Consider the following 16,874-nt stretch of genomic DNA (forward strand, 5'->3'; position numbering starts at 1 on the left):
CTCGGTCGACGTATATCCTCCGTCGAAACGAGGGGAGACGTGCCGGTGGTTGCAGAAGTACACGAGGACGGCCCCCGTTCCAAGCGCACGCGAATCCTCACCGTCGCGATCGAACGATTCGGACGCGACGGCTACGAGACCACCAAGTGGGCTTCTGTCGCAAGCGAGGTCGGCATAGGCCAGACGGCGCTGTACCACTACTTCGAGTCCAAGGCACACTGTCTGCTGACGATCATGCGCCTCGAGCTCACCGACTCGCTCGAGCGTTTCCACACGGGTGTCACCGGGATACCGAATCCCGCCGAGGCCGCCCGCTCGGCGATCGATGCCCACCTCCGCGGTGGACCGACTGACGCTTTACAACGTCGAATTCTGCAGAGTCACATGCACATCCTGAGCGCGCCGCGCCAGTCGGACAAGGAGGAGGCCGAGCGCCTCCGATCGCGAGAACTGGTCGCCGAGATCGAGAACGAGTGGACCGAACTGCTCCGACGCGGAATGGACGAGGGGTACTTCGTGCAAGGAGACCCAGGTGTCCATTCCCGTCTCCTACTCGGTGCCCTCGCGAGCGTGTGGCGTTGGTATCGCCCCGGCGGCGCGCTGACACTCGACGACCTCATCCGCCCCGTGTCCGACACGGCACTCCGGATGGTGACCGCGCCGTCACCCTGACATGTCGCCGCCCGTTGCGCTTCTCTGAGTGGCACCGACCACGTCCGGATGCCGGTATGCTGAGCCGACGCCGGTGAGGGGACGCAAGTCGAATGCACGAAGAGTCGGTTGATCGGGATCAACCTCGTCACACACGCGACGAATTGGTCGCCGAACTCGGATTGTCACCGGAGTTCGCCGAGAAAGCCTGGAATGCCTTCGGATTCGTCCGACGCCCCTCGTCGGACAAGGTCTTCTCCGACCGCGACGTCACAGCTCTGAAGGTCTTCGCCAGCTCGTCGTCGGCGATGCCGGAGACCACGCAGATCGCGATGGCACGGGCCATCGGCCAGACCATGGCGCGGTTGGCCGAGTGGCAGGCCGACCTTCTCCGCGACATCGCCGACGATCCGGCTGTCCCGTGGGACATGGAGCAGATGAGCGTCGCCCTCGGTCAGATCCAGCAGCTCATCTGGCGTCGGCACATGGCCCAGGCCATCGAGCGGCACGCCGACCACTCCGCCGACGAGGAGATCGACCTCATCGTCGGTTTCGCCGACATCGTCGGTTACACAAGCCTTTCCCGTCGTATCGACCTGAACGACCTGGAAACCCTCCTCGGCTCGTTCGAGGACGACACCTTCGATGTGGTCGTCGATCACGGTGGCCGCGTGGTGAAAACGCTCGGTGATGCCGTGATGTTCACCTTCGACGATGCGGGGGCGGCAGCAAGCGCCGCCCTCGTGATCCATCAGTTGTCCGACCACGACAACCTCCCTCCGCTACGTCTGGGCATGGCACGCGGCGCGGTGCTCACCCGACTCGGCGACGTCTTCGGGGAACCGGTCAACATCGCCTCCCGTCTCACCAGTTCGGCAAGGCCGGGAACCACCCTCGTCGACGACACGATCGCCGATGCACTGCGAGACGACGACCGATTCTTCCTCAAATCGATTCCGACGCTCCGTGTTCGCGGATACAAGCACCTCAAGGCACGCGTTCTCGAGCCGCACCGCGACGGCCCGCTCAACGACTGACCCACCGCCATCAACTCGAGCCCGGACCGACCGCGCTGATCCGCACCTCGCTCGCCTTGATGACGAGGTGCACGGCGAGACCGGCGGCGAGACCGAGGTCCGCTATCGCCGCCCAGGTGACCTCGGCGGCGACGATCTGGCCGCCGACGTCGGTACTGATGACGGCGTGATCCCCGCGGGGCACGACGTCTCGGACCGTCGCGGGCAGGACGGTGCGTGGACTGCCGTGCGGGGCGTCGAGGTAGACCGCGACAGCCCGCGGCGAGAACGTGGCCGCGACGGGTGCGCCGGGAGCGGGCACATCCGCAGGACCGTCCCCCACCGAGCCGACCACTCGGTGGCCGTCGGCGTCGACGACGGTGTCGGGACCGGCCATGCTGCCGACGAAGAGATTGAGGCCTGACAGCGACGCCGCGAACCGACTGGACGGACGGGTGAGAACGTCACGTGTGGCGCCGGTTTCGACGATGCGACCGGAGTCGAGGACGATGATCTCGTCGGCGAGCCCGAGAGCGTCCACCGGATCGTGGGTCACCATCACGGTGATCCGACCCCGGTCGGCCAGCAGGTTCCGCAACAAGGTCCGCAACCGGCTCGCGACGTCGACGTCCAAGGCGCGGAAGGGTTCGTCCAACAACAGGATTCGCGGCTCTGCGGCGAGCGCACGGGCGATCGCGACCCGCTGGGCCTGTCCGCCGGAGAGCTGGTGTGGTTCACGGTCGGCCAGATCGGCGACCTCGGCGGCACCGAGCCATCGATCCACACGCGCACCGACCTCCTCCCTCGACAACCGCTGCGCCGACGGCGCGAAGGCGACGTTCTCCGCAACGGTCAGGTGCGGGAACAGACGCGCGTCCTGCGAGAGCAGTGCGACCCCGCGACGATGCGGCGGCACCGATCGTCGACGATCACGGAACACTGTCTCGCCGAGCATGATCCGACTGGGCTCGTCCGGACGCAGCAATCCGGAGATCGTTCGCAGCATCGTCGATTTGCCGGCACCGTTGGGCCCGACGACGGCAGTCGTGCCACCGGCGGCGAACCGATGCGCGATCTGCAGGAACGGCACCGCGTTGTCGATGGACACCAGCAGATCGTCGTTCACACCGCACCCGCCCAACCACGACGCCGGCGACTGTGCACTCCCACGACGACGACCAGCGACACGGCGACGAGGATGAGCGACAACGGGATCGCCGCCTGCGGGTCGTCGATGGCCGACACGTAGATCGCCAGCGGCGCGGTCTGGGTCACCCCGGGCGCGTTCCCGGCGAACGTGATCGTCGCACCGAACTCCCCCAGCGCCCGCGCGAAAGAGAGCACCAGGCCCGCGACGAGCGAGGGCATGACCAACGGCAGCGTCACCCGCCACAGCGTGCGGGTCGGGCCGGCACCCAGGGTCGCGGCGACCTCCTCATATCGCGTGCCGACGACACGCACCGCACCTTCCACGCTGATCACGAGGAACGGCAGCGCCACGAAGCTCTGCGCGAGCACGACCGCCGTTGTCGTGAAGGCGATGTCGACACCGGCCGCGTGCAGATGGCCGCCGACGATCCCGAGCCGGCCGAAGGTGTACAGCAGTGCGAGCCCGCCGACCACCGGCGGTAACACCAAGGGCAGCAGCACGAGCGCGCGGAGCACCCGGATGAGCGGACCGTCGTGTCGCGCGAAGATCAGCGCCATCGGCACCCCGACCACCAGGCAGATGACGGTGCTGCACGTGGCGGTGATCAGCGACAGTCGCAACGCATCGAGCGACGAGGACGACGAGATCTGCTCGACGAAGGTGCCCCACGGCGCCCGGAGGACCAGCGCCACAGGAGGCAGGACGATCAGCCCGACGCCGATCAGTGCCGGACCGTACATCCAACCGGGCAGACCCGCGGGGTCTCGTCGTGACCGGAGCGACGAACGGACGGTCACGGCGCGCCGAAACCGTCATCGCGCAGAATGCGCTGACCGTCCACGCCCAGGACGAGCTCGACGAACCGCGTGCCGAGTTCGACGTCCCCGGCGCCGGTGAGAGTCGCGATCGGATACGAGTTGACCACTGCCGCGAAGGCGGGGTCGGTCACGGTGGCCACCTTGTCACCGGCGCCGCGCGCATCGGTCACGTACACCACGCCCGCGTCCGCCTGCCCGGTCGTCACCTTCGTCAGCACGGCACTCACCGACTGTTCCTCCGAGGCGGCGTCGACGGTGATCCCGGTGTTGCGTTCGACGGTCTCGGTTGCCGCCCCGCACGGCTGGGCCGACTGGCAGACGACGGTCGTCACGTCGGGTTTGTTCAGATCGGCGAAGGATCTGATGCCGCGGGGATTGCCGGGCGCCGTGACGATCACGAGTGTGTTCGTGGCGAAGACCTCGGGGGCGATGGCGAGGTCACCGAGTTTGTCCATGTTCTTCTCGTCGGCACTGGCGAACACGTCGGCGGGCGCACCTTGCCGGATCTGGTTGGCCAGGGTCGACGAGCCGTCGAACGACAGCCGCACCGTGACACCGTCGTGCTGCTCCTCGAACTCGTCGGCGATCGCGGTGAACGTCTTCTTCAGCGACGCCGCGGCCGAGACGTCGAGAGTCGTTGCAGCGGAGTCGCCGGAGCCGGCACCCACCCCGCCGGAGGCGGAACAACCAGCCGTGAGCAGCAACCCGGCGGCAGCGACCGCGACGGCACACCTCCTCATCCGTTCTCCCGGTTGGTCTCGACGATCACGGTCGTCGCCTTGACGACGGCAGTGGCCACGACGCCCGGTCGCAGGTCGAGTTCACGGACCGCGTCCGCACTCATCAGCGACGTCACCTCGAAGGGCCCGCACTGCAGGGTCACCTGAGCCATGACCGCATCCGTGCGGACGTCGGTGACGAGACCGGTGAACCGATTGCGCGCCGAACGCCCCACCGACGCGCCGTCGTCCGGTGCCACCGCACGCTCGCGGGCGAGGGCGGCGAGTCGTGCCCCGTCGACGGAGGCGACCGGTCCGTCATCGGAGGGTTCGAGGACGCCGGTGGCGACCCACCGCCGAACCGTGTCGTCACTGACGCCGAGCAGCACGGCGGCGTCTTTGATTCGAATAGCAGTCACCGCGACACCCTACCCGCATACGCGGCGATAAACGCTCAGTATCTCCGCATCATCGGACTCTGGAAGTGCTGACCTCAAGTGAACTTGAGGTTCTACGCTCGAATGCGATCCGGCCGTCGGATTCGTCGTCGAAGAACCGATGAATTCGCTGCGGGCGGACGGTCTGACCTCTCGAAGAAGATCACCACACCCCGAAGGTGCCCTGAATTGTTCCCCGACGTCACCCGGACGCCACGAAATTCAGTCGCGGCTGTCACACCCCATAGATACCGTGGAGAATCATGAGCTCAATCACAGTTCCCGCCACCGCGCCGGGAGAAGTCGCGACGTCCGACGTCGCCATCGAGGCCATCGACCTCGTGAAACGCTTCGGCGATTTCACCGCGGTCGACGGCGTCAGTTTCACCGTGCCGCGGGGCTCGGTACTCGGACTGCTCGGCCCCAACGGCGCGGGCAAGACCACCACCGTCCGCATGATGACCACCCTCTCACCACCCACGAGCGGAACCGCGCGCATCGCCGGCTACGACGTCCGCGAGCAACCCGGGATGGTCCGCCAGAACATGGGCCTCACCGGACAGGCGGCCACGGTCGACGAGATCCTGACCGGCCGCGAGAACCTGCGAATGATCGGTGGCCTCTACGGCATCGGACGCAAGACCCTGACTCGCCGATCGGAAGAACTCCTCGAACAGTTCTCCCTCGCCGAGGCCGGTGACAAACAGGTCAAGTCGTACTCCGGCGGCATGCGTCGCCGACTCGACCTCGCGGTCAGTCTGCTGGCCACGCCCCCGGTGCTGTTCCTCGATGAGCCGACCACCGGCCTCGACCCGCGCAGCCGTTCCGAACTCTGGGAGGTCCTGCGCGAGCTCGTCGCCGACGGGACCACGTTGCTGCTCACCACGCAGTATCTCGAGGAGGCCGACCAGCTCGCCGACGACATCGTCGTCATCGACAAGGGCAGGATCATCGCGCACGGCACCTCACTGCAGCTCAAGGAACAGGCCGGTTCGGCCAGCCTGGTGCTGACCGTCTCGCACGCAGCCGACCTGCCCGCCGCGGAGGCCCTGCTCCGCAAGAACGGTGCGGAGGTGTTCGTCGACGTGGCGGCCCGCCGGCTGACGACCGCCGCCGGCGGCCTGGGCGACCTTCCGCGGGTCGCCGCCTGGTTCGACGAGAGCGGCATCGCCGTCGACGACTTCGGGCTCTCCCGTCCGAGCCTCGACGACGTCTTCCTCTCCCTCACCGGCCACCGCGCCGAGGAGTCCAGCAATGCCGAGGACACCGACAACACCACCGACGAGGAGCGTTCCTGATGACCACCACGGCACACACCCACGCGGTGGTCGCGGACAAGCCGCGGGTCCACCCGACCACGATCTGGCAACAGGCCTGGATCATGGTCAAGCGGAACATGATCCACACCAAGCGGATGCCGGAGATGCTCTCCGACGTCACCATTCAGCCGATCATGTTCGTGCTGCTGTTCGCGTACGTGTTCGGCGCGTCGATCCAGACCGACTCGGCCTCCTACAAGGAGTTCCTGCTCCCGGGCATCATGGGCCAGACGATCGTGTTCACCGCGTTCATCGTCTCCACCGGCATCACGGCCGATCTCGAGAAAGGCATCATCGACCGATTCCGGTCGCTGCCCATCCAGCGGTCGTCGGTGTTGATCGGACGCAGTATCGCCAGTCTGCTCCACAGTTCGATCGGCATCGTCGTGATGGCGGTGACCGGCCTGGCCATCGGCTGGCGGATCCGGGGTTCGTTCGGTGAGGCGGTCCTCGCCTTCGCGCTGCTCCTGCTCTTCGGCTTCGCGATGATCTGGTTCGGCATCCTGATCGGTTCGTGGCTGCGGACGGTCGAGGCCGTCAACGGCTTCATGTTCTCGGTCCTGTTCCCGATCACGTTCCTGTCCAACGCGTTCGTCCCGACCGAACCGATGCCCACCTGGCTGCAGACGATCGCCGAATGGAATCCGATGTCGTCTCTGGTGCAGGCGTTGCGTGTGCTGTGGGGCAACGGACCGGCTTTCGGATCGGATGCGGCTCTGCCCATGCAGTATCCGGTCCTCGCCACCTTGATCTGGACGGTCGCGCTGACGCTCGTCTTCGCCCCGTTCGCGCTGCGCGCCTACAACAAGCGAACCTCGGACTAGACCACCACCCGACCGAGGTTCGTCGACGCGACCCGCTCAGGCAGTCAATGTGATCGCCTGCAGCGGGTCGCTGTATATGGCGTCGAGTGAGACGGCGCCCGCTGCCTGCTGCTGCACGGTTGCACCCGAATGGGAGACGCGCACATCGCGTTTGGGCACGATCGAGGTGTCCCGCACGGCGCGAGCCACCGTGGGCAGGCCGGCCGCATAGTCGGTGAAGGCCTGACCGCCCAGGATGATGTGGTCCGGATTGAAGATGTCGGCGATGAGCCCGACCGTGCGTCCGAGCACCTCCGCCCGCTCTTCGAGCAGACGGCGGGCCGTCACGTCACCGCTGCGGGCGAGAGCATGGACATCCTCGACATCGGTCACCGAGAGGCCAAGCGCCCGAGCCGCTTCCACGACGCCGGTGTCGCTCACCGCGGGTTCGAGGCGACCGGTCCGGTTCGGGTCCAGAAGAGTGGTCGAACCCGTCGGGAAGTGCCCGATCACCGGCGGGCCCGCGGTCGGCGTGTGCACCGTCCCGCCGACACTGAACGCGATGCCGAGCATCTCGCGCGCGTAGAAGTAGAGGAAGCTCGACTGCTGGTCGTCGGGGTTGAGCACGAGTTCGGCGGCCGCCATGGCCTCGACGTGGGATGCCACCGACACCGGCAGTCCGACGGCCTCGGCGATCGTCCGGCCGACCGACGCACCCTCCCAGCCGAGCCGGGGATGGTCGACGACACCGCCGTCGGTCACGCGCCCACCGAGCGCGACGCCCACCCACAGCACCCGCCGGCCCGTCCACCGCTCGGCGAAACGCCGTGCGCTGACACCGATCGCGGTGAGCGCTTCTTCCGGTGTGTCCGCGTGCGGAGTCGGGATCTGGATGGCGCCCACGACGCGATGCAGCAGGTCGTGCGTGGTGATCGCGGTGACCTTGTAACCGATGTGGATGCCGAGGGTCAGGAACTCGGAGATGTTGACCTCGAACGGCAGCCGCGGACGTCCGATGGCGCCCGAGGGCGCGAGGTCGGCCCGCTCACGGATCAGTCCCGCCTTCAGCAGCGCGCTGACCTGGCGGTTGACCGTGGAGATGCTGAGCCCGGTGCGCTCGGCCGCGTCGTCGCGGAACAGCGGTCCTGACAGTCGAGCAGCCCTCAGGACGAGTGCCGCGGGTTTGGTCGACAACTCCAGGCGCGGCGTTGCGACGTGCACCCGCTGGTCCCCCTTCACTGGTCCGCGACGGTCGACGACCGGACCCGGGGTCCGAGTCGACGGTACGGAAGTCAACGGTACGGGCTGGCGAGTGCCCTGCGGAGCACGACGCACCGTGCGGGTGACCGGTTGACGCCGGACAGGAGAGGCGGGGGCGTTGCGCAGGGTACGGGTGGAGAGTTCGGGCAGTGTGGTGGTCATGATCGTCCTCGTCGAAAGACCCCGCGGATCGCGGGGCGGAAGCCGGAAGCTGGTGCTCTGAGAAGAGACTCGAGAAACGACGCCCCGGGGAGGAGATTGACTCGGCGGGGGTCGGTCAGCGCATTCGACGACAACAACAGAGAACGCGTGCAAGCGGCAGACGACAGCCCAGTGCGGTGGTCACATAGGTGACCTCCGTGAGCTTGTGGTCGGCACTTGTCATGCGGATCAAGCTAGCAACGCGACCCCGCACCGGCAAGCCCGTGTGGCCCCCGTTCGACGGCGTCGGGGACCGGCGGCACACGCGTCCACCGGCGAGAATAGGCTCGCGGCCACCCGCAGACAGGGGTTGCACTCACCCTGATCCGAACTCGCCCGGCGGCCGGCGTCCCGACCTGCGGACCGAGGGCGAAGCGGACCGTGGTCGGCTTGGCCACTCGAGTCGAGGCTGTCGGTGCACCCCGGTAGATTGTGAGCATGACCACAACGAGCCCAGCGGCTGAGTCCAGCGCCGTGACCGACGCCGAGTTCCTCGACGTCAGCGAGCCTTTCCGCCGTGAGATCATCGCGCACTGCTACCGGATGACGGGGTCCCATCACGACGCCGAGGATCTCGCCCAGGAGACCTTCCTGCGGGCATGGCGTGGCTACGCGAAGTTCGACCACCGGGCATCCGTGCGTACCTGGCTGCACAAGATCGCGACCAACACCTGTCTGACGGCGCTGCAGAGTTCCCAGCGCAGACCCCTCCCCTCCGGTCTCGGTGGCGACGCCTTCGACCCGACCGACGACCTGTTGCAGAACCACGAGGTGCCCTGGCTCGAGCCGTATTCCGGCACCGCCGACGAGATCGCGCCCGGCGACGATGCGGACCCCGCATACGTGGTCGGCGCCCGCGAATCGGTTCGGTTGGCGTTCATCGCCGCTCTGCAGCATCTGCCCGAGAGGCAGCGCGCGGTCCTCATCCTGCGCGACGTGCTGCAGTGGCGCGCCGCCGAGGTCGCCGACACCATCGGCGTCACCACCGCCACCGTGAACAGTCTCCTGCAGCGGGCCCGCGAGCAGGTCAAGACCGCTCGGCCGCAACAGGACTCGGTCGGCGAGGCAGCCGCGACGACGCTCGACGACAACGCGAAACGTGAGCTGCTGGCCCGCTACGTGTCGGCCTTCGAACGCTACGACGTCGACGCCATGGTCGAGTTGTTCACCGACAAAGCCATCTGGGAGATGCCGCCGTTCACCGGTTGGTACCAGGGCGCCGAGAACATCGGAACCCTCATCCGCCACAATTGCCCGGCCGAGAAGCCAGGCGATCAGATCATGCTGCCCACCACCGCAAACGGACAGCCTGCATACGGGCTGTACATGCGCGAACCCGACGGTGTCCACCGACCGTTCCAGCTACAGGTGCTCGAGATCGACGCAACGGCCGGGAAGGTCAGCCATGTCGTCGCCTTCTTCAGCGACGACCTGGAGGCGGAGTTCGCACGCTTCGGGCTTCCGGCGACCCCGTACGACGCACCGGCGCGCTCCGCGGCGAGTCCCTGGCACTGATCCCCCGCTCCTCCCCGGTCCCCCGGTCAGTCGTCGGGGGTCTGCGGGATCTGCGACGGGTCCATCCAGACGATCTCCCAGGCATGACCATCCGGGTCGCAGAAGCTGCGGCAGTACATGAACCCGAGATCCTCCGCCGCGCGGAGTTCACTGCCGCCGCACCCGAGCGCGGCGTCGGCGAGTCGGTCCGCATGTGCGCGGCTGTTCGCGGAGATCGCGAGCAATGATTCGCGACCGCGCGACGGATCGGCGACCGTTCCGGCCGCGTATCCCGCGAATCGTCGGTGCTGCATGAGCACGACCATCGCGGAGTCGTTGATCATCATGCAGGCACTGCCGGCGTCGCAGAAGATCTCATCGAAACGGAACCCGAGTGTGCCGAAGAACCGACGCGACCGCGCGACGTCCACGACGGGCAGGTTGACGAACAGCATCGGCGTCACGGGCGCACTCCAGACATGTCGGGGGTCAGTGGTACTGACCGGCCCGGCGCCCCGAACTCATCGAAGCCGACATAGGGTGCAGGCATGGGTGTGATCTATCTGGTTCGTCATGGTCAGGCGAACGCATTGGCCTACGGCATCGCCGACGCCACTGACGACCTGAGCAACGGGCCCGGCGGTCTCACCACCGCCGGGGCGACGCAGGCCGCCCTGTCCGGGGGCTTCCTCGCCGGGCAGATCGACACCTTCACCGCCGCGGCCAGTGGCGACCTGCCCCGTCAGCAGCAGACGCTGGACGGAGTGCTCGGAGCGTTCGCCACCGACCGGCCCCGCCCCCACGTCGACCCGGGCTGGAACGAGTACTCGTTGCCCGCGCTCGTCGGCGAGGCGACGCCGGAGATGTACCGCGACGGCCGCAGCTATCAGGAACAACTCGACAAGGGACTCGCGGCCTGGATCGCGGCCGGCGAGCATGACGCGGCCCCCGGCCTCGACGGCGGCCCGGCCGAGAGCTACCCCCAGTTCAAGGCACGCGTCTCCGACGCGGCCGCCCGCGCGACCGAACTCGCCGGCTCGGGTCAGACCGTGCTCGTCGTCTCCTCGGCCGGCACCATCACCCAGTGGATCGCCCAGTTGTGGGGCATCCCGGACGACACCTGGCCCGCGATGGCTCGCACCATGGTCAACGCTTCGATCAGCAAGCTCATCGTCGGCCGGAGCGGCGTCTCGGTGGTCTCGTTCAACGAGCACGGTCACCTGTCGGACCGCGAAGGCGGAATCGCCACCTTCCGCTGAGGCAGGTACGAGAGCAGAGCCAGAACCCTACGCCCGGTGCAGGTTCTCCCCCGGCCGGGTGATGACGACGTTCGGGAGCACCGCGAACCGCGACAGTTGCGTGATCGAGTGAGCGACCACCGCGATGTCGTCGGCCGTGATCATCTCGTCGGCGGGAATGCGATCCTTCAGCCAGTCGGTCATGTCGGTGTTGACATACCCGGGTGCGATCGTCGTGGCGCTGACCCCGCTGCGTGATTCCTCGAGGTTGAAGGTCTCGCACAGCGAGATGAGTGCGGCCTTGGTGGCACCGTAGGCGGACAGCTCCGGCTCCGGGTACACACCCGTGATCGACGCCACGGCAATCACTTTCGCTGATCCATGCGCCTCTGCGGTCGCCCGCAGTGCCGGCAACGCCGACTGCAGCAGAACATAGGGGGCACGAACGTTGACCTGGTAGAGGCGGTCGAAGCGCTTGACCGGGAGGTCGGCGATCATGCCCTTCGAGCCCATGCCGGCGTTGATGATCAACGCGTCGAACCGTCCGAACGCCTCCGCATGCGCGGTACCGAGCGCGCTGATCGCATCGGCATCGGTCATGTCCGCGGGCACGACCTCCACCCGCCCGGCACCCCGCTCGAGAAGCTCGGCGGCCTTCTTCTCCAGCGCCTCTCGCCCGCGGGCACTGATGGTGAGGTCCCAGCCGTCGGCGGCGAACCGGTCGGCGATGGCCGCACCGATCCCCCGTGACGCGCCGGTCACCAACGCGGAACGGTTCTTGCTCGTCTCACTCATGCAATTACTCCCTCGACTGCGCGCGAACCCGCGCGGTGTGTTCTGACATCACGGCTTCGATCAGCCGATGTGGCGCAATCCCTCGGCGATGAACGTCGCCGTGGCCTCGGCCGCCTTCTCGGCACCGTCGCCCGACGACGCGCCCGAGAGCGCGCGGTAGGTGATCCCCTCGGCGATCACGCCCAGTTTCAGGTTGGCCAGCCCGAGATAGAAGTCCCAGTCGCCGAGATCGGACCCCGTTGCGGTGGAGTACTTCTGCGCGATCTCGTCGACCGATGCGTACCGATCGCTGGTCCAGGCCGCGGAGAACCCGAGGACCTGATCGAAGGCGCCGGTGCGGTACACACACATCAGTGCGACGTCGGTCAGCGGGTCACCGAGGGTGGACATCTCCCAGTCGACGACCGCCGCGATCCGCGCCGGATCGTCGGCGTCGATGATGGTGTTGTCGACGCGGAAGTCACCGTGCACCACCGACTCTCGCGCCTGCGCCGGGACGCGTGCGGCCAGCGCGTCGACGAGCCGCTCGACATCGGGTAGCTCGCGCGTCTTCACGTGCCCCCACTGTCGCGCCCACAGTTTCACCTGACGCGCGGCGAAGCCGGCTGGGCGACCGAATTCGCCGAGTCCGACCTCGCGATAATCCACGGCGTGCAGGTCGGCGAGGGTCTGCACGAGGGCGTCGAGATTGCGTGCGACCTCGTCATCGGAGTACGCGTCCAGATCGGCGGCGGTCCGGACGACTCGGCCGTCCACGAATTCCACGACGGTGCACGGTGCGCCGATGGTCGAACCGTCGGCATCGAAGGCGACGGTTCGCGCGACCGGGACCGACGTCGACTGCAGCGCGCTGGTGACCGCCCACTCGCGGCCCATGTCGTGAGCGGACGGGGTGAGTCCACCGGTCGGCGGCCGGCGCGCCACCCAGGTGGTGACCCCGTCGGTGACGGTGTAGGTGAGATTGGACTTGCCGCCGCTGATGAGATCGATCGCGAGTTCACCGGCGGGTTCGACACCGTTGTCGATCAGCAACCGGCGCAGGCGGTCCCGGTCCAGCGCGGCATCCACGGCGGTCATCGGGCACCCGCCGATGCCTTGGCCTCGAGCGCCTGCTGGGCCTTCTTCGCGCGCCCCACGGCGCGACGGGCGATCGCCCACCGGTGGACCTCGGACGGGCCGTCGTAGATACGGAACGGCCGGAGTTCCTGCGACAGGCGGGCCAGCGGCAGATCGGCGGATACGCCGAGGCCTCCGCACATCTGGATGCTCCGGTCGGCGATACGCGAATACGCCTCGGCCGCAAAGGTCTTGGCGATGGACGTCTCGTCGGAGGCGTGGTTGCCCAGATCGAGCTCGTGACAGGCCTTCAGCAGCAACGCACGGGTGGCCGCCAGATCGATCTCGTTGTCGGCGACGAGCTGCTGGATCATGCCCAGGTCTCCGAGGCGTCCGCCGAATCCCTCACGGCGCGAGACATAGTCGACGGCGACGTCCTGGCAGCGCTTTGCCGAACCGAGCCATCGCATCACATGGGTCATGCGGGCGGGTCCGAGCCGGACCTGCGCGTAGCGGTAGCCCTCGTTCACCTCGCCGAGGATGTCCTCGTCGGGAACGAAGACATCGGTGAAGGCCACCTCACAGTGACCACCGATCATCGCCTTGTCGATGGTGTTGATGTGACGACCGACGGACAACCCGGGGGTGTCGGCGGGCGCGAGGAACATCGTGGCCCCGCCGCGGTCACCGGGCGCCCCCGAGGTCCGCGCCATGATGATGAAGAACCCGGCACCATCGGCTCCGGTGATGAAGTGCTTGTCGCCGTTGATCTTCCAGCCACCGTCGACCCGAACAGCCTCCGTGCGCAGTGCGCTGGGATCCGAGCCGGCACCGGGTGCGGGTTCGGTCATCGCGAAGGCCGAACGGACGTCACCCGCCGCGAGCGGAGCGAGGTACTTCTGCCGCTGCTCCTCGCTCGCGATGTGGGCGAGCATGTGCACGTTGCCCTCGTCGGGAGCGCCGATGTGCAGCGCGATCGGACCGAACGTCGAGTAGCCCGCCGCCTCGAACACCGGAGCGCGGTCGCACATGTTGAGACCCAGTCCGCCGAACTCGACCGGTGCGTGGGGTCCGAAGATCCCGGCCTCCTTGGCCTTCGCATTCATCTCGCGGCGGATGTCGTCACCACCAGCGGCCGTGATGTCGCCCACCGCCTCGTCCTCGATCGGCAGGACGTAGTCGCGGACAAAGGTCTCGGTCTTCGCGACCACATCGAGCACATCGTCGTCGTGACGAAGATCTATGGGCATGGTGACTCCTTAACGCATGGGCCGGTATCGGTTCAGCCCGCTCGCTTCGCTCCCGGCGCTGGTGAGTTCCCCGATCGCCGACCGATCGCTCGCTCGGCGTCCCATACCTTGCCAGGCCACACCCGCCTGGTCAAGCTCAACCGACGATGGAGTCGGCCCAGGCCCTCAGTCCACCCGGTAGCCGACCAGCGCGCGGGCCAGCTGCAGATTGCGCGCGATGAGCTCATCCGGGCCCAGCAGGCCGTCGAGCTTGAACCAGGTGGACACCCCGACGCACATGGTGGCCACGGCCCGCGCCGCGTCTTTCGGGTACTCGGTGGTGAATTCGCCCGCCTCGACGCCGGCGAACACGATCTCGTCGACCATCCGCTGCTGCCGGTCCCGATGCCCGATGTAGGTGGGCCGGTAGGTGTCGTCGAGGCTGCGGATCTCGGTGGAACCGACGAACGCCTGTTCCCGTCGATACATGTGGAATCGGAGGAGCGACTCGACGACGGCGTCGAACTGCCGGATCGGTTCGGGTCCGGCCTCGAGGATCGCGGCTTCCGAGCGCGCCAGCAGATCGGTCATGGTCCGCTCGAGCAGGCCCTGCAGCAACGACTGCTTCGACGGGTAGTGGTGGTAGAGGCCCGGCACCGACAGATTGGCGCGCGCGGCGATCTCCCGAACCGAGGTGCCGTGGTAGCCCTGCTCGGCGAAAGCGGCCAGCGCCGCCGCCAACGGAACCGGGAGTTCGGGCTCGCCGTAGTCGCGCCAGCCGTCCAGTTGTTGCGTTGCCGGACGGATGTCTGCTTCGCCGGGTCCGCCACTCATGGCATCAAACATATCCCGCCGCGCAGAACTACTCCGCATCGCCGGTGCGGCGCGACAGACTCTTCTCCAGCATCTCGGCGGGTGAGACCAGCAACGAGATGCTCAGATCCACCACCTCGGCCTTGTCCAGGTCGACGTCACCCTCGAGCCACGCCGCGAGCAGCCGGCTGAGTCCGCCGACCTGATAGTGCGCGACGCCGACCGCCGCCGCGGGTCCCACGTGGACGTCGAGGATGGCCGATGTGCTCTGCAGGGTGAGGCCCGCGAACAGCGCGGTCGACTCCATCCGCTTGGCGGCGATGACGGGGCTCAGCAATGCCTGCGAGAAGAGTAGCCGGCCCTTGCGGCGGTCCGCGTCGATGACGTCGACGATCGCCGTCACCGCGCCGGCGACCTTCGCTCGCATGCTCGCACCCTCGGAGAACGCGGCGAGACTGGCCTGCGCGATCTCCTCGATGACCTCGTCGTACATGACGCCGACGAGCTGATCGACCGACTCGAAGCTCTCGTAGAAATAGCGGGCGGTGAGTCCGGCACGCCGGCATACGCCGCGCACCGTCACCGCCCCGACGTCATCGGCTCCGAGCAGGTCGAGACCGGCGTCGATCAGCGCCGACCGACGCCGCGCGACCCGGGTGTCGCCGCCTTCACCGCCGTAGGCCCGCAGCGTTCCGGTCGAGTCCGACGCCGCAGCGGATCGGCTGTCCGGAGTCGATGGTGCTCGTCCCATGATTCCTATCTTGACACCCCGGTAAGTTAGGTGTGTCATAAAACGGGAAACAGACGTTTCCAGATTTGGGAGGGGTGCTCGATGGCAACGGAGCCTATCACCAGTGGAAGTTCGGCCCTGTCACCACAGGCGTCAACGGACGTGACCGTCGAGGTCGAAGAGTTCCTCGCCGCGGAGCGACCGGACACCGAGTTCCTCCCCTCCACCGCCCGGACGTCCCGAGCGGAGCTCGACGCTCTCCCCACCAGCCATCTCGACCCGCTCGGCATCGGCGTGCTCGCCGGCGCCGCGAACGTGATCATGCAGCTCAGTCTCCCCGCGGTCGGCTATGGCGTGTACGAGAGCCGCGTGGACTCGGGGAACTTGTTCAAACACCCGATGAAGCGCGGCCGCACCACGCTGAGCTACCTCGCCGTCGCCGGGCTCGGAAGCGCCAACGACCGCAAGGCCTATCGCAAGGCGGTCGGCAAGGCTCACGCGCAGGTCCGTTCGACCGCCGACAGCCCGGTGAAGTACAACGCCTTCGACCCGAAGCTGCAGCTGTGGGTCGCGGCCTGTCTCTATCGCGGCACCGAGGACGTCCATCGCATCTTCGGCGGGATCACCGAGGTGACCGACGAGCGCTACCAGGCCGGCGCGGTCCTCGGCACGACACTCCAGGTCCCCCGCGAGATGTGGCCCGCCACGCGCGAGGACTTCGAGACCTACTGGAACGACACGGTCGAGACCCTCGAGATCGACGACACCATCCGCGAGTACCTGATGTCGATCGCCCGCGCCGAATTCCTCGGTCCCGTGATCTCGCGACTGTTCGGCTGGCATTTCCAGATCATGGCCATCGGTTTCCTGCCCGAGAACTTCCGCCGCAAGATGCGCGTCCAGCTCTCGCCGTGGCAGGAGTTCTACTTCGACAAGCACAACGCGGTCCTGCGGGCGATCGTCACGCGGGCCCCGCGGCCGGTACGCGCCTTCCCGTTCAACGTCCTGCTCGCCGACGTGCGGTGGCGCATGCGTACCGGTCGCCCGCTGGTCTGACCCTTCGAGGCTCGTCGCTTGCGCTCCTCGCACCTCAGGGAGCGGCAGGAGGCTCGTCGCTTGCGCTCCTCGCACGTCAGGGAGCAGGG

General features: G+C 67.5%; 18 protein-coding genes. 7 read left to right on the top strand and 11 right to left on the bottom strand.

Annotated elements, in window-relative coordinates; translation table 11 throughout:
• Positions 1-39 precede the first annotated feature (39 nt).
• A complete protein-coding gene (locus tag AC3B5T_RS05370; RefSeq protein ID WP_055476388.1) occupies positions 40-672 on the top strand; it encodes a TetR/AcrR family transcriptional regulator in 633 nt (210 codons plus the stop codon).
• Positions 673-764: 92 nt separating this feature from the next.
• Positions 765-1,688 (top strand): adenylate/guanylate cyclase domain-containing protein, encoded by a 924-nt coding sequence (locus AC3B5T_RS05375; RefSeq protein ID WP_055476389.1) that lies wholly within the window; start codon positions 765-767, stop codon positions 1,686-1,688.
• Positions 1,689-1,698: 10 nt separating this feature from the next.
• Here AC3B5T_RS05375 and AC3B5T_RS05380 read toward each other — a convergent pair whose 3' ends face one another.
• Genes AC3B5T_RS05380 through AC3B5T_RS05395 form a run of 4 tightly spaced genes read right to left on the bottom strand, consistent with a single transcriptional unit; the run spans position 1,699 to position 4,773 of the window.
• Positions 1,699-2,793, bottom strand: a complete 1,095-nt coding sequence (locus AC3B5T_RS05380) for a sulfate/molybdate ABC transporter ATP-binding protein (protein WP_055476390.1) — start codon at positions 2,791-2,793, stop codon at positions 1,699-1,701.
• Entirely contained in the window at positions 2,790-3,557 is a 768-nt protein-coding gene (locus tag AC3B5T_RS05385) for an ABC transporter permease (protein ID WP_055476429.1), read from the bottom strand. The genes AC3B5T_RS05380 and AC3B5T_RS05385 overlap by 4 nt, the downstream gene beginning before the upstream one ends.
• 53 nt (positions 3,558-3,610) lie before the next feature.
• A complete protein-coding gene (gene modA, locus AC3B5T_RS05390; protein ID WP_488358382.1) occupies positions 3,611-4,375 on the bottom strand; it encodes a molybdate ABC transporter substrate-binding protein in 765 nt (254 codons plus the stop codon).
• Positions 4,372-4,773, bottom strand: coding sequence for a TOBE domain-containing protein (locus tag AC3B5T_RS05395; protein WP_055476392.1), 402 nt, complete (start codon positions 4,771-4,773; stop codon positions 4,372-4,374). Before AC3B5T_RS05395 ends, modA begins: the two co-directional genes overlap by 4 nt.
• 281 nt (positions 4,774-5,054) lie before the next feature.
• On the opposite strand from AC3B5T_RS05395, the gene AC3B5T_RS05400 reads away from it, so the two are divergent.
• Complete coding sequence (locus AC3B5T_RS05400) at positions 5,055-6,089, top strand: ATP-binding cassette domain-containing protein (protein WP_010843106.1); 1,035 nt, start codon at positions 5,055-5,057, stop codon at positions 6,087-6,089.
• Positions 6,089-6,934, top strand: coding sequence for an ABC transporter permease (locus AC3B5T_RS05405; protein ID WP_055476393.1), 846 nt, complete (start codon positions 6,089-6,091; stop codon positions 6,932-6,934). The genes AC3B5T_RS05400 and AC3B5T_RS05405 overlap by 1 nt, the downstream gene beginning before the upstream one ends.
• A 36-nt stretch (positions 6,935-6,970) precedes the next feature.
• Here the strand turns inward: AC3B5T_RS05405 and AC3B5T_RS05410 are convergent, their stop codons facing one another.
• Entirely contained in the window at positions 6,971-8,134 is a 1,164-nt protein-coding gene (locus AC3B5T_RS05410) for an ROK family transcriptional regulator (RefSeq protein ID WP_488358750.1), read from the bottom strand.
• A 678-nt stretch (positions 8,135-8,812) separates the two neighbouring features.
• Between AC3B5T_RS05410 and AC3B5T_RS05415 the strand changes: the two genes are divergently transcribed.
• On the top strand, positions 8,813-9,889 hold the full coding sequence (locus tag AC3B5T_RS05415; RefSeq protein ID WP_014928463.1) for a sigma-70 family RNA polymerase sigma factor: 1,077 nt from the start codon (positions 8,813-8,815) through the stop codon (positions 9,887-9,889).
• 26 nt (positions 9,890-9,915) lie between these two features.
• Here AC3B5T_RS05415 and AC3B5T_RS05420 read toward each other — a convergent pair whose 3' ends face one another.
• Positions 9,916-10,332, bottom strand: a complete 417-nt coding sequence (locus AC3B5T_RS05420; protein ID WP_014928464.1) for a VOC family protein — start codon at positions 10,330-10,332, stop codon at positions 9,916-9,918.
• Positions 10,333-10,416: 84 nt separating this feature from the next.
• Between AC3B5T_RS05420 and AC3B5T_RS05425 the strand changes: the two genes are divergently transcribed.
• Positions 10,417-11,127 carry a histidine phosphatase family protein gene (locus tag AC3B5T_RS05425; protein ID WP_014928465.1) on the top strand — a complete coding sequence of 237 codons (711 nt, stop codon included), beginning with the start codon at positions 10,417-10,419 and terminating at the stop codon, positions 11,125-11,127.
• A gap of 27 nt (positions 11,128-11,154) precedes the next feature.
• Here AC3B5T_RS05425 and AC3B5T_RS05430 read toward each other — a convergent pair whose 3' ends face one another.
• The 5 genes from AC3B5T_RS05430 to AC3B5T_RS05450 form a co-directional block, all read right to left on the bottom strand.
• On the bottom strand, positions 11,155-11,901 hold the full coding sequence (locus AC3B5T_RS05430) for an SDR family NAD(P)-dependent oxidoreductase (protein ID WP_014928466.1): 747 nt from the start codon (positions 11,899-11,901) through the stop codon (positions 11,155-11,157).
• 60 nt (positions 11,902-11,961) lie between these two features.
• A complete protein-coding gene (locus AC3B5T_RS05435) occupies positions 11,962-12,978 on the bottom strand; it encodes a phosphotransferase family protein (RefSeq protein WP_488358383.1) in 1,017 nt (338 codons plus the stop codon).
• Positions 12,975-14,207: an acyl-CoA dehydrogenase family protein gene (locus AC3B5T_RS05440; protein ID WP_488358384.1), complete on the bottom strand. Its 1,233-nt coding sequence runs from the start codon at positions 14,205-14,207 to the stop codon at positions 12,975-12,977. The genes AC3B5T_RS05435 and AC3B5T_RS05440 overlap by 4 nt, the downstream gene beginning before the upstream one ends.
• A gap of 165 nt (positions 14,208-14,372) precedes the next feature.
• Positions 14,373-15,020, bottom strand: a complete 648-nt coding sequence (locus AC3B5T_RS05445) for a TetR/AcrR family transcriptional regulator (protein ID WP_010843115.1) — start codon at positions 15,018-15,020, stop codon at positions 14,373-14,375.
• A gap of 28 nt (positions 15,021-15,048) precedes the next feature.
• Complete coding sequence (locus AC3B5T_RS05450; RefSeq protein WP_488358385.1) at positions 15,049-15,750, bottom strand: TetR/AcrR family transcriptional regulator; 702 nt, start codon at positions 15,748-15,750, stop codon at positions 15,049-15,051.
• Positions 15,751-15,831: 81 nt separating this feature from the next.
• Between AC3B5T_RS05450 and AC3B5T_RS05455 the strand changes: the two genes are divergently transcribed.
• The gene (locus AC3B5T_RS05455) at positions 15,832-16,785 is read left to right on the top strand and encodes an oxygenase MpaB family protein (protein WP_488358386.1); all 954 of its coding nucleotides are present in this window, start codon (positions 15,832-15,834) and stop codon (positions 16,783-16,785) included.
• The last annotated feature ends 89 nt before the right edge of the window (positions 16,786-16,874 follow it).

The organism is Gordonia sp. G4 (assembly GCF_057770005.1).